This window comes from Lentilactobacillus kefiri (assembly GCF_007989105.1).
Taxonomy (GTDB): Bacteria; Bacillota; Bacilli; order Lactobacillales; family Lactobacillaceae; genus Lentilactobacillus; species Lentilactobacillus kefiri.
On the sequence record NZ_BJVK01000002.1, the window covers coordinates 161,999 to 174,338 of the forward strand.

12 protein-coding genes and 1 tRNA gene are annotated in these 12,340 nt (G+C 42.7%); 5 read left to right on the forward strand and 8 right to left on the reverse strand.

Annotated features, from left to right (window positions below; genetic code table 11):
• Window positions 1–6 precede the first annotated feature (6 nt).
• A complete protein-coding gene (locus LKE01_RS01615) occupies window positions 7–813 on the forward strand; it encodes a Cof-type HAD-IIB family hydrolase (RefSeq protein ID WP_054769606.1) in 807 nt (268 codons plus the stop codon).
• Here the strand turns inward: LKE01_RS01615 and LKE01_RS01620 are convergent.
• Window positions 805–1,740, reverse strand: coding sequence for a linear amide C-N hydrolase (locus LKE01_RS01620; protein WP_054769605.1), 936 nt, complete (start codon window positions 1,738–1,740; stop codon window positions 805–807). The genes LKE01_RS01615 and LKE01_RS01620 overlap by 9 nt on opposite strands.
• Window positions 1,741–1,955: 215 nt before the next feature.
• Here LKE01_RS01620 and LKE01_RS01625 point away from each other — a divergent pair, with 215 nt between their 5' ends.
• Window positions 1,956–2,585 carry an LVIS_2131 family protein gene (locus LKE01_RS01625; protein WP_056980885.1) on the forward strand — a complete coding sequence of 210 codons (630 nt, stop codon included), beginning with the start codon at window positions 1,956–1,958 and terminating at the stop codon, window positions 2,583–2,585.
• A 381-nt stretch (window positions 2,586–2,966) separates the two neighbouring features.
• Entirely contained in the window at window positions 2,967–4,664 is a 1,698-nt protein-coding gene (locus LKE01_RS01630) for a hypothetical protein (RefSeq protein WP_082619672.1), read from the forward strand.
• Window positions 4,665–4,878: 214 nt separating this feature from the next.
• On the opposite strand, the gene LKE01_RS01635 is transcribed toward LKE01_RS01630, so the two are convergent.
• The 3 genes from LKE01_RS01635 to LKE01_RS01645 are packed head-to-tail and all read right to left on the reverse strand — an operon-like array spanning window position 4,879 to window position 8,050.
• Window positions 4,879–6,759, reverse strand: a complete 1,881-nt coding sequence (locus tag LKE01_RS01635; protein WP_056980884.1) for an FAD/NAD(P)-binding protein — start codon at window positions 6,757–6,759, stop codon at window positions 4,879–4,881.
• A gap of 23 nt (window positions 6,760–6,782) precedes the next feature.
• Entirely contained in the window at window positions 6,783–7,346 is a 564-nt protein-coding gene (locus LKE01_RS01640) for a M15 family metallopeptidase (RefSeq protein WP_056980883.1), read from the reverse strand.
• A 56-nt stretch (window positions 7,347–7,402) separates the two neighbouring features.
• Entirely contained in the window at window positions 7,403–8,050 is a 648-nt protein-coding gene (locus tag LKE01_RS01645; protein WP_056980882.1) for an NAD(P)H-hydrate epimerase, read from the reverse strand.
• Between the two features lie 172 nt (window positions 8,051–8,222).
• Here LKE01_RS01645 and LKE01_RS01650 point away from each other — a divergent pair, with 172 nt between their 5' ends.
• Window positions 8,223–8,552, forward strand: coding sequence for a hypothetical protein (locus tag LKE01_RS01650; RefSeq protein ID WP_054769604.1), 330 nt, complete (start codon window positions 8,223–8,225; stop codon window positions 8,550–8,552).
• Window positions 8,553–8,603: 51 nt separating this feature from the next.
• Window positions 8,604–8,675, forward strand: a tRNA-Arg gene (locus LKE01_RS01655).
• A 190-nt stretch (window positions 8,676–8,865) separates the two neighbouring features.
• Here the strand turns inward: LKE01_RS01655 and LKE01_RS01660 are convergent.
• The 4 genes from LKE01_RS01660 to LKE01_RS01675 all read right to left on the reverse strand — a co-directional run bounded on the left by LKE01_RS01660 (window position 8,866) and on the right by LKE01_RS01675 (window position 12,272).
• A complete protein-coding gene (locus tag LKE01_RS01660) occupies window positions 8,866–9,204 on the reverse strand; it encodes a hypothetical protein (RefSeq protein ID WP_054769603.1) in 339 nt (112 codons plus the stop codon).
• Between the two features lie 107 nt (window positions 9,205–9,311).
• Window positions 9,312–10,157, reverse strand: coding sequence for an aldo/keto reductase (locus tag LKE01_RS01665; RefSeq protein ID WP_056980881.1), 846 nt, complete (start codon window positions 10,155–10,157; stop codon window positions 9,312–9,314).
• A 79-nt stretch (window positions 10,158–10,236) separates the two neighbouring features.
• Window positions 10,237–11,451: an ArgE/DapE family deacylase gene (locus LKE01_RS01670; RefSeq protein ID WP_056980880.1), complete on the reverse strand. Its 1,215-nt coding sequence runs from the start codon at window positions 11,449–11,451 to the stop codon at window positions 10,237–10,239.
• Window positions 11,452–11,663: 212 nt separating this feature from the next.
• Window positions 11,664–12,272, reverse strand: coding sequence for a TetR/AcrR family transcriptional regulator (locus tag LKE01_RS01675; RefSeq protein ID WP_056980879.1), 609 nt, complete (start codon window positions 12,270–12,272; stop codon window positions 11,664–11,666).
• Window positions 12,273–12,340 lie beyond the last annotated feature (68 nt).

The following is a 12,340-nucleotide window of genomic DNA, read 5'->3' on the forward strand; positions in this document are numbered from 1 at the left end:
GCCATTGTGGTGAAAGTTATTGCAAGCGACATGGACGGAACTTTTTTAAACGATCAGGGAACTTTTGATGAGGACAAATTTCAAAAACAATTGGATAAGCTGGGTGAAAAAGGGATGCACTTTATCTCGGCCAGCAGTAATCAATACCAGCACCTGTTGGGATTGTTCAAGAATGTTAAAGGACCAATCTCCTACGTATGTAACAACGGAGCTTTGGTGATTGATGAACGTGGCGTGATTGTTCACGAAGAAATTATTGATCATTTGATTTTAAAAAAGGCTTTGGATTGGATGACCAGCGAACCAAGCTTTGCCGGTGCGGAAATTATTTTAGTCGGCAGAAACGGCACATACTGCAACCTGCCGGAAGATTCAGATCGTTTCCAAGCATCCAAATATTTCTACGAAAACATGCAGTCAATGACCGACTTACGGTTGATATTTGATTCAATTTATAAAATTGACGTTACCTGGGAAGAAGGCGGCGTTCTTAAACGCCAAGACGAATTTAACCACAAGTTCAGCGGTCGGTTAAATGCCATTTCTTCAGGAATGAACGGCCTTGATATCATGGCCGACGGAACTGACAAGCTGACTGGCGTTGAGATGCTGCTTGACGCATGGGGATTAAGCCTTGATGACGTGGCCGCCTTTGGAGATAACGGCAATGACTTTGAAATGGTCAACGCTGCCAAAGAAGGTTATGCCATGAAGAACTCGGCAGCAGATTTACTTCAAAAGGTTGAAAAAGTCACCGACTATTCGAATAACGATGACGGTGTTCAACGTAAGATTGACGAGTATTTAGGCTAAAAATCGGCTGGTATTTGGGTATAAATCAATTAAGTCGTTTAATGAGAAGCTCAGCAGCTGATCGGAGTCGTGATACCTGAAGTAGTAAGTCTGATCCGTTGAGTCCAGCACAGAAATATAGTGGGTGTAGTTGAAATTCGGATGGTCGTTCATCGACGGTTTGTAAGGGATGGCGACTTCATCCAAGACATTGAACAGGCGGTTTCGAGCTTCAAATTGATTCCGGCTTTCCTGAACACCAAGCTTGTTGACAGCGGCTACCAGAAACCGGGTTGTTGGCGTGTTGGTGGCTTTTGGTAAATGTTGGCTCATAATAATCTGTCGAGCTTTATCAACCAGTTCAGAGCTGTCTGTGACACCGAGCTTCTTTTCCAATCGGTTCATATGTTCCGGATAGGTTGGCGAATTGGTCATGACCCCGATCGAGTCTTCGATAACTTCCAGGCCATTGACCGTTGGTTCCAGGATCAGCGTTTGGCCTGATTTATCGGTGAGAATCCAGTGAAAAGAAAAGACTTCCCGGCCGGCAAGCCAATATTTGCCGATTAAAGCGATATTATCAAGGTCGGCTTTGACGTCTTCAAGAGAAGCGTGTTCCCCAAGAACCCACGGTAAGAAATCTTGGGGAGTTAAGTTGAGCTTGCCTTCGACCTCTTTATCCAAGTAATGGGCTTTAAGCGGAAACATCAATTCGGCACAGCTTAGCCCCTGGGTATTGACGCCGTCGGCCACCAAAATATTGTTGTTTTCTTCGGTCCGGCCACCACCAATATAAGGATATTTGATTGGTCGGGTCCCTGATAAAGCGGTTTCATAATTGGGCTGATTAATTAAGACCGGCTTCCAAGCCGCCTTGACCGGGAAGTCCATGGTGCGGGCAAGTAAGACGTGTTCATTTAATGTTTCCAATGTTAAGCTGGTGCACATATGAGTCACCTCGTTGACTGATTTTTAGTTCATTATTTATACATCAAATATAACACGATTTTTGTGAGTGATGGCTGCCGGCTATTTCGCTGGATTTGTTGATCTGAAATCGATGGGTTGGCAAATTTAACAACGGATTGTGGCTGGTCTGACTCGCACTCGAGAATAAATTAGTGTAAACTTGAAATAACAAATAGGTAAAAAGGGGAATGATTATGAAATCCGCCTGGAATTTAGTGGGAATGGCTTTATGGCTGCTCCTAATTGTTTATTTTGCATATATTATTCACGATATGCGGGCACGTCGCCTGCGGTTAATCGTGACTGAAAAAAAGAGTTTCACCTGGCGTAATTTTTGGATTTCCTTTGGTGAATTGGCTGCCTTTTTGCTGTTCTTATGGGGAATGTCTTATTCAACATTTTTCCTGGATGTCAAAAAGATGGATCAAAGCCGGATTACTACCAGTTATACGTATAAACCGTTGATCATTCGTTACCGTGACGACCAGTCTGATTATGTAACGGTCCAAAACGGAACGGGACGAAAGCCAATTCAAAACTATACGTTTTACGTTGATGGCGGTAAGTATTTGGTAAACAGTACAAATGCCACTGTGGTTTATGGTAAGAGCAACTTGAATATTCAAGCCGAAACCTACAAATGGAATAAAGAGTGGCTGAACCATTTGGATACCAGATATCAAAAAGCGTGGGTTGCGACGGTAACAACCACGTATAAGAAGAATTTGTTCAACGGAATCGGATTACATGCGGGCAGACAAGCCGACCGATTCAGTTTAATCAGAATACCGGATAAGTCGTTTATGGATGTAGTGGGCGACTAAGCCCGGGTGCTTCTGGAAGCTAAGTCGGAATAATTGGGAGAAAACGTTTCTTGTTTTCTTCCAATTGTTTTGCTTAGATGCAGGAAGCAGGGTTGTCGGAGCCGTCCTCAGAGCAGCCTGGCCCTCAAAATAACATGAGAACTCAAGCCTCAGAATCTGAGTTTATTTGCTGTCCTTAGAGTCAATAGAACAAAACAAAGTTAAGCCAACGAAGAAATCTCAAACATTCTTCGCTGGCTTTTTATTTTGAAAATATTAACGATCGGCTACAGGATGTGACGAAGGCTTAAAAAGGGGTTGTATAATGATTCCTCTGAAACTATAATGAATTTGTTCATATTAATGTACAGATATGGAATAGTTACCTAAGGAGGGATATATATGCAATTAGATCTCAAGAAGTCTTTGTTTGTTTCTGTTGCTGTATTAGGATTCGTTGCTGCAGTTGGGGGTCTTGGCGCTCAAAGTGCCAGTGCCAAGTCGCGTGTAAAGGTAACGTCGAACAAAGCACTGCGTACTCTGCCGCAGAGTCGAAACGTCACGTTCACGGGAGATAACGCGCTCTTCACCAAAGCGGGGACTTTGCGTGGAGCTAAGAAAGTTGCTTCCACAGCGACTTTGAGCGGATTAGCAAACTCAAGCCTTTCAACAAATAATGTCCGAGCTTATCGAGTTGCGACAACTAGCCGCGGGTCGGTTTATTTTAAAGTTGTTACCTTTGATAAACAGTATCGTGGCTGGATTTATGGTGGTAAGAGTATTGGAGAATTTGCAGGTGGTCTGGATCAATTTAAGACCTTCGACATCAATACCATTGATACTTTGAGTCAGGACCAATTAAATGCCAACTATAAGCTGGCAAATCCTGGAACTGCGAATGATGGCAAAACAGTCACATACAAACAGCCACTATATACGCAGTATAAGATTGGCCGGGCAATCACTGACTCAACGCCATATGCGGATAAGATCTTTAAAATTGACAAGGTTGGTAACCGAACTCGTGAAAATGATCGATGGGTTCACATTTATGATATCAATAACGCCAATTCACCTGCAGCTGGGTGGATTCTGATGAGTGGGTTAAAGATGACCGTCCAAAATCCAATTGCGGATAATGCCATTCAAATCAATTTGGTCGATCCGGATAATCACTCGATTGTTGTCAAGACGTTTGCGTATACCAGAGACGGTGCCCAGAGAGGAACGTTCTTCGGGACGTTTGCCAACAATACTTGGACAATTAGCTCAGAGGATCAAACAAACATTACTGCTCAAATTAAGAATGCTTTGGCAGGCACCCAGTATGAGCTTAATAATCTAAGCCCAGCTCAATTGGCAGATATTGGGGCCACCAAATTTGGCTATTCCGTGAACGTTGTGGTTAATAAGATCAATTACAACGGTGGCGGCAGTAACAATAACAGTAATGGTAATGGCGGTGGAAACAAAGTCTTACCAACAACGGACAAGTTCAGTACAATTCTTCCATACGCTGGTCAGATTGGTCAATCCAATGAAACCAGACATCTGTTGACACCGGTCAAGGACGGCTATCCAGATACGAAGATTGTCTATACACTTCCGAAAGACGCAGTGTACGTTGATCATCCTGCCAAGGGGCAGGCCTCACCGACAAATAACACCATTAAAGTTTCTCCATCGGATATCGATACTAATCCGAATATCGTTCATGATTGGCTCGAGGGGCTTAAGAATAACTTCCCAGATACCGATCCATATATCCAAAGAACAGAAGCTGCTAAATCTATCGATGCCAAGCTTGAAACCCAGGCTAAAACCCAATACAGGCTTAAGAATCAGAACTTTAAAGGATTTGTCGGAACACCTGGTAACAAATTCACTGAGAAACAATTGATGTCATATATTCAAGGAACCGCACTGAAATCCCTCGTTTCGCCAAACTACCCGGGATTAAGTAGCGACAGCACTCAACCTGAATATATTGGGTCATTGGCTGACTGGAACAAAGTTGAGTATCAGATTAATACAACTGATTCCGGAACAATCGGGACTCCGGTTAAGGCATACTATGACATTGTTTATCCAGACAACTAATTGAGATATTACTGATATAGTTTTCATAATTGCAAACTGAATTACTGAAACTGGGGGACTCAAAGTTACGATTGTTTAATCGTAATAACGGCAACCCGTGAGCATCGCCAAAAGGTGGTGCTCTTTTTGTTTAAACAAGGGATTAGATAAAGTTAAACGGCACAGACTCGATAGAACTTCGAGTCTGTGCCGTTTAGAAAGACAAATATTTTATTTAATCCATTGCAACATCATTTGCAGTCGGTAACCCCAACACTTCCGCAGCTAATTTATCAGCTGTCTGGAGGTTGGTGTCATTGACGCCTGGCCGTGGGGCGGCATTCGTTACGTACCGCAGTCCATCAAGTGATGAGCCCCAGAGATAGACGTTTGATTGAACGTTGCCACCGGCATCCAACAATTGGTCAGTGCTTGGATTAACATCCACTGCATGGATATCAACGTCCTTGTCACCAATTTTTAGTTGATGAGAACGGGCAAGTTGGGCGTTAACCAAGCTTTCCAGAATTGGGTTTGCCGTGATACCAAGGTTGGCCTTTGGTACCCGGGCTTCAATCAAGGTCGTTGATCGGAACTTATCCGTATTTCGTTTTGGTGAGGCAGTTACGAACCAGCCATCCTGGCCCTTTACCTGCATGCCGGGTGCCAAAATAGTTACAACACCACTGCGAATTAATGCGGATAATTGTTTGCTCCGAACAACGGGTGGTCCCATGATTAAGAAGTTGATGACTGAGTCCAAATTACCCAGGAACTTTTCAACGTAGTCCTGATTAGTGAAGCAGTCGTCAACGATCATTTGCCGGAATACGGGTCGGAAGTCCCGCAGTAAGTCTCTGGCAGCTGCCAGAGGACCGGTCTTGGAACCCTTGAGAGAGTCCTTGATTTCACCATTCAGCCAATTGATAATAACGGTTTGATAATCCTCAGTTCCAACCGCGTGAACGTCTTTGAACGGATTGATAATGTAGTCCCATTCAAATGCATCCTCTTCTTGGAAGCCAAATTGTTTGAGAACGGCATCCTTATCAGGATTGCTGATAAAGGCTTTTTCGAATTCATTGGAATTTTCATATGGGTATTTGTCATTAATCGTCAGTTTGTAATAAACCAGCTCCAAGTCAGACAAAAGCAGGTCCATGAATTTATCAAATGGCAGCTTGCCGTCCTTAGAATTCTTTTTGATATTTTCTTTAGTCAGGAATTTTGGTGATGCGGTTTCGCCATAACCTTTTTCGTTGATTGGCTTTGGGTAATAGGGGATGCCACGTCCAGAGCCCGCAATAATTCGCGGCTCTCTGCCGGATGGTTGATAGAACAGACTGCCATCTTCATTTTGCATGTAGTGGCCGCCACGGCCGAGAGTCAGCTCAGTGACATAGTCGATAAAGCTCAGACCCAGGCCACGGACAATTGTCGGTTCACCAGCTGGGACACCGCTTAAATCGGCATCACCGGGATGAGTTGGGGCAACGTAATTCAACGCATTTTTCTGGGCGTATTCCGCAAGCTTTTGTTCATCATCGTTGAGGTAGTTGTCTTGTTGACCGAGGCTCATGACAACTTTGTCGAAAGTGTAGGTGCCTTCATCTGTCTTGATAACCGGTTTGTGGTCGTCATCATATGACAAATCAGTCACTTGGGCTTTCATCAATGAAGTTGAAATTTCGGTTGGCTGTTGACTTAACAGGTCAGCATAGAACCACTTGATGTAGGCACCAAATAAAACTCGGGGGGCATAGCCGTTAATCTTGAGTTGAGCAGCTGCAGCGATGATGTCGGATGAATATCCGTTGTTGGCGAGGTACGAATTAGCCTCGTCACTTCTTGCCCATTCAAACAAAGAAGGGCCATCGTAGACTTTGCTCGACATATCAACTGATGAATCCGTAAATAACGTAATTTGGTCAGCTGCACTGTTCATGATCAATTCATCTGATTGGTCGGTTCGCCAAACCCGGCCGCCAATGCCCATTGGGTCAAACAGCGTGATTGACAATGGTTCGGTTTGCTCACTGTGATACTTGTACTGATTAAACAACTGGGAGGTCACTAAGATCCCCCGTGGACCAGCTCCAATAATTCCAACTCTCATATCATTACTCCCACTATCTCAATTTAGTAATCTTTTGGATCAACCTCTAATGGACCGAATTCGTCCATCTCTGAATCGCGGAAATCCCACCATTCATTCTCATAACCGTCAAAACCGGCTTTTTTCATTGCTTCGTTAAGAATATCGTAGTTCTTTTGGGCTGTCGGTGTCCATGACGCTTTTTCGCTTCGCTTGGCCCGGCCGTCAAAATCATCAAATGTTGTCGGCATCTCGATGTCGTTTCCATTCAAATCAGTTAATGTGAGGTCAAAGGTAACCCCTTTTTGGTGACTGAAGTTTGGATCCGGTTCGGCAACCCAGATTGGGTCGGGGTAAACTTCAAACAGCCGCTTTTGCGCATAAGTTGGCCGGTAGGCGTCCCAAATTTTGATTCGGTACCCTTGACTCTTGAGGTCCTTACTTGCTTTGGCAAGCTTGTGAACGGTATCGATTCGAGAAATTGCCTGGTCAAAATCATAGACAACCTGATGGGTAAAATTATCAGTTGTCGCGTACTTCAAGTCAACAATGATGTCTGGATCAACATCGTGGACGTTAATGTAGCCTTGCGTTTTCTTATCAGTCATGAGGGCACCTCCGCTAGTATTAGAGAATTCTAGTTAAGTAAATAATATATTAATAATTATGCATTTTCAAATGTATTTCCACGATAAATGCCAATATCGTCCACATAAATTTTACCGGTGTACGGTTTAGCTTCATCTTTGAGCATGCCGACCTTTGGATATGCGATGGTTGAAGTTGAGGCTGCCTTGATGGCGGTTCCCATTACTTCACCGGTGTCCCCGTTCAAGCCGGATGGAATGTCGATTGCATGAATCTTTGGTGCGGATCCATTTGCGTTGTCGATAACGGTCGCAAAATCGCCACCCACATTGCGGGATAAACCACTGCCAAATAAGGCATCGACCAAGGTTGTGTATTTATCAAAGTTGGCATTCATGAAGACCTTTGGAATCTGATAGTAGTCGCAAATGCGGGCTTGCTTCTTGTGATCCTCGCTTGCGTGGTCAGGATTGCCGACAGTTAAGATTGAGACCTTGTAGCCGTGGGTTTCGAGTAGTCGGGCAACGACTAAGCCGTCACCGCCATTATTACCAGTTCCCGCTAAGATTAATACATTGTCTAAATTAAGTTCCTTGTTATCGAGCATATCTTGATAAATTTTTAATCCGGCCCGTTCCATGAGAACCATGGATGGAATACCGATTTTGTTGATGGTTTTATCATCCAATTCCCGTGATTGTTCTACTGTAATTGATTGTGTCATCATATTACCTCCCATATTAATGATGAAAGTAGTTTACACCCTATATGGTGGGCTATTGGCAACTTAATTGCAAGTACAAAGCGCCTGTTTAGCAGTTCCATAAACATTATCCGTGTAATTTCTTATTTTCCTGCTTTATAATAGTTGTAAGAGAAAAGTTGGAGGTACGATTATGTCGTTAGATTATCCAGAAAATATGAGTGAGTTTGAAGATCGATTTGCCATTGAAAAAGCCCGTCACCCGGAAACAACCAGGGACGGACTCATGAAGCAGGTTATTGAAGATGCTTTTCAAGGTTATTTGGATGAAGCCGAAGAAGGCCATTACGATACCGGTGAATTAGTTGGCAAAGAAATTCAGATTAAGAGTGTGCACCATGAGTTACTGAAGTCGATTCCACCAATGGGTGATTCATTTGAAGATGACTTTAAAAAAGACGGTAACAAACTCATGTGGTACTTGGAAGACCAAGCCGACAAAGCTGCTGCAGAATTTTCATAAGGTTGCCGGTTGTATTAATATGCAAAAAACGCTATAATTAAATGATGTAAGGCGTCCTTAGTGTAATGGATAGCACATGAGATTTCGGTCCTCATGATCCGAGTTCGACTCTCGGGGGACGCATAAGTGAATTGAATCGAGTTTGATAAGGAAAGTCGCTGAGAGATTGGCGGCTTTTTGTGTTTCTAAAATTTAAAAGTTAACTCCATCTTCATCAAAATGTCTCGCTTTGATTAGTAATACTTTTAGGTCTGCAGGATGGGGGTGTACCAAATCAAAAGTGGATGAAACAACAATCCAGGATTCGTGATGGTTAGTCGTTTAGCAAAAAAACGACTAGCACGTAGAAGTTTCCAAATGCAGTCAGTAGTGGCCCTAATGTTTTAAGTAAGTTGATTTTGATTCCGATAATTCCGTCAAACAATTGGACTAGTATCATGATTGTTGTTAAGGCAACTAAATATGGTTCAGAGGTAAACACAAATAATCCCAAGCTTAATATGAACAATGCAAAACTTCTTGATATGGCGTATTTTGCATTGGTACGCGCCTCATTGTATTGAGGCTTTGCTTTTGTGTACGCTTGGATGGAAAATCCTAGACTAACTGCTGCGCTGATTGTGGTCCATGCAGCGCATAGATAATAAAACATTTAGCATCTCTCCTTTAAAAATGACTCCCGACAATTAATCGCAGGGAGTCATTTTTACATGATATCAATAAGAACGCCGTTTTCTCCATTCTGGAAAAAACGTGATTTTACCAAGGAACGGTATCCGGATCAGTTGCCAAACCAAACTTGCCATGGAAGCCATTGATGGTCTTTATGTCGGGGCTCGACAGGTTGAAATCAAAAATATCTGCATTTTCCTTGAGATGTTTTTCGTGAACTGACTTTGGCAGTGGTAGGAATCCATGTTGAAGTGACCAACGGAGAACTACTTGGGCCGGTGTCTTGCCGTATTTTCTGGCAATTGGTTCAAGCTCCGGAATCTTGAAGACACCACCAGTGCCAAGTGGGCTGTAAGCCTCGGTCAAAATATCGTGATCATCGTTGTATTCGACAGTCGCAGGCTGCATGTCTGATGGATTGACAAATATCTGATTGACCATTGGTTTGACTTTAGCTGTTTTCAGCAGTGCGTCCAAATGTTTTGGCATGAAATTGGAAACGCCGATTGCTTTGGCCATTCCGTGATCATAGAATTCTTCCATTGCCCGCCAAGTTTCAGCATTGTTCTTTTGCCAATTGTTCCGGAACATGATGGGGTTTGGCCAGTGGGTCAAATATAGATCCACGTAGTCGAGGCCCAGATTCTCGAGTGATTTGCCAAATGCCTCTTTGGTAGCTTCATAACCATGGTCGTTGTTTCCCAATTTGGTAGTGATAAATAAATTCTCACGGGGAATACCACTATCCTTAATAGCTTGACCAACTTGTTTTTCGTTGCCGTAATCAGCCGCCGTGTCGATGTGGCGATAACCGGCATCGAGGGCGGCTAAGACGGAATGATAACCTTCGTTGCCAGTTAATTGCCAAGTTCCAAGGCCCACCTGAGGAATTTTGGCGCCGTTATACAACGTATACGTATCTGTTAATGACATTGAATGATCCTCCTATAAGTGTATCTTGTGCTATTCTAATGGGCCTGCCAAGTTGCGACAACCATTTGCACTTAGAGGTTTATGATGCAGAATAGGCAGTCAACAATTGTTCATAAATATCAATGAAGCTCAGATACATCTGTTGGCTGACGAATTCGTTATCTTGATGCGAATTATCATTACCGGGGCCAAAGACCACAAAGTTTGCTCCCAAAGAATCATTCACCAGGAACTTAGAAGCATCAGTCCCACCAGAAGCGCCTAATGTATCAATGCCGGTAAGTGAAAACGGCATGATCGGGTTATCGTGTTGGTCTGAAGCTTGTGGGGGAATCTTTCCGCTCTTTACAAATGGTGTTCCGATTTGCTTTACCAAACGGATCAACTTTGAGTTTTCATCGCCCAAAATTGGCACGATGTTCATATCGACCTTTAACGATATATCACCATTTGTCTGTTGATTATATTGATCAATAATCTTTTGCATCTCGTCGAGAATCTTTTGATTGGGTAATTCCGGAATTGTCCGAATGTTAATGCCGGCAACGGCTTCAGCTGGAATTGCGTTATATTGAGTGCCACCAGTTAACACATCAACATTAAAAATTGTTTTTCCAAGGACTTTATTCGACGTGTTTTCCATCAATTCAGTCATGCGGTGACGGATTTGTTCCAATACGTCCAACAAATGTTCTACGGCATTGTTTCCGGCTGCTGGTGTTGAACTGTGAGCAGTCTTTCCATGAGACAAGATTGAAATATCAAGCTCGCCATCGTTGGCAAATACTGCTCGGTTAGCTGATGGTTCACCGATTAGGAGACCATCGATATCATCAATATAACCTTGCTTTTGCAACAGTTCGGCGCCAGGCTGACCAATCTCTTCACCAGCCGTTGCCAATAATCGGATGGTACCGTTAATTTGCTTGCCGCTTGCTTTAAGTTCAAGCATGGCAATGACCATGGCTGCCAAACCGCTCTTCATATCAGTGGAGCCACGCCCGTATAGTTTGTCGCCTTTTTTAGTTAGTTTAAATGGATCGGTTTTCCAGTTATCGGCACTGACACTCACAACATCCATATGCCCGGAAATCGCCAGAATTGGCTTTCCGGAACCTAATTCAGCCACAAAGTTTGCGCGGTCGGGATCGTCTGGAAATGACAGAATTTGATTTTTAATCCCAGCTTTATCAAATAAGGTCTTCAGATATTCGGCAACCGGCCGTTCGTGACCATTGACAGATTGGATACTTACCAAATCACTCAATATTTGCAGTTTCTTTGTCTCATCCATATTGTATGTCTTCTTTCCACATGAAATGATTCATCAGTATAATAACATAGGAATACAAAGAATGTTCAAAAATGAATCTTTGAGTTTGAGTTATAAAAACCAGTTCGAGGATGAACTGGTTTGTGTTTTGATATTGAATTGGGTAGGAGTGGACGGCAACATTCCAAACTAAATCCAGGTTACCAAGTGAACTTTCCAAGAGAAATGTTACATCACTTGGACAGCAAATCTTTAGGGTAAGGAACTATCGCTAATGCTGCCCAGATCATTTGGCTTACTGTTTCAAATGGAACGTCTGATTCAGTATACACACCATTTTGCAGATTTTCAGTGTGTTTCTCAATGACACTGAAAATAACCGTCATAGTTAACCTACGGTCAATCTTTCGCAGGACACCGGCCTTGATACCTGCATTAAAGAGTTCCTCAATCGGATTGTTAGAACCAACTAGATGGGACAAGTAATCCGGTGCACCTTTGCTGAGAAGCTTAATTTGTTCCAAAACGTATAAACTATGAGGATTTTGCAGAGAGAAATCATACATCGACTTGAGGTATGTGAAACATCTGATCCGTATATCTTCATCAGGATTCAAGACTATTTTCATTTCCGGTGTTTGTTCCAATCGTGCAATTTCACGGAGATATACACCATCTAGCAAAGCACGCTTATCTTTAAAATATAGGTAAATGTTTGATTGGGAAATGCCTACTTTTTTGGCAACTTTAGTAGTTGAAATAGCTGCGGATCCATCACGAATAATAATTTCAACGGTTGCATCTAAAATTTTTTGTTTTTTAGTTAAATCTTTCTTCTTCATAGCTATAGATTACTTGAAAATAATGTATTTTTCAATATTGACAAAAGATAGTTCTATCTTTTATAAGG

What these genes read in the sequence shown, in the direction of transcription:
- LKE01_RS01620 (WP_054769605.1), bottom strand. Translation starts at nt 1,740, where the DNA reads ATGTGCACCAGCTTAACATTGGAAACATTAAATGAACACGTCTTACTT.
- LKE01_RS01625 (WP_056980885.1), top strand. Translation starts at nt 1,956, where the DNA reads ATGAAATCCGCCTGGAATTTAGTGGGAATGGCTTTATGGCTGCTCCTA.
- LKE01_RS01630 (WP_082619672.1), top strand. Translation starts at nt 2,967, where the DNA reads ATGCAATTAGATCTCAAGAAGTCTTTGTTTGTTTCTGTTGCTGTATTA.
- LKE01_RS01635 (WP_056980884.1), bottom strand. Translation starts at nt 6,759, where the DNA reads ATGAGAGTTGGAATTATTGGAGCTGGTCCACGGGGGATCTTAGTGACC.
- LKE01_RS01640 (WP_056980883.1), bottom strand. Translation starts at nt 7,346, where the DNA reads ATGACTGATAAGAAAACGCAAGGCTACATTAACGTCCACGATGTTGAT.
- LKE01_RS01645 (WP_056980882.1), bottom strand. Translation starts at nt 8,050, where the DNA reads ATGACACAATCAATTACAGTAGAACAATCACGGGAATTGGATGATAAA.
- LKE01_RS01650 (WP_054769604.1), top strand. Translation starts at nt 8,223, where the DNA reads ATGTCGTTAGATTATCCAGAAAATATGAGTGAGTTTGAAGATCGATTT.
- LKE01_RS01660 (WP_054769603.1), bottom strand. Translation starts at nt 9,204, where the DNA reads ATGTTTTATTATCTATGCGCTGCATGGACCACAATCAGCGCAGCAGTT.
- LKE01_RS01665 (WP_056980881.1), bottom strand. Translation starts at nt 10,157, where the DNA reads ATGTCATTAACAGATACGTATACGTTGTATAACGGCGCCAAAATTCCT.
- LKE01_RS01670 (WP_056980880.1), bottom strand. Translation starts at nt 11,451, where the DNA reads ATGGATGAGACAAAGAAACTGCAAATATTGAGTGATTTGGTAAGTATC.
- LKE01_RS01675 (WP_056980879.1), bottom strand. Translation starts at nt 12,272, where the DNA reads ATGAAGAAGAAAGATTTAACTAAAAAACAAAAAATTTTAGATGCAACC.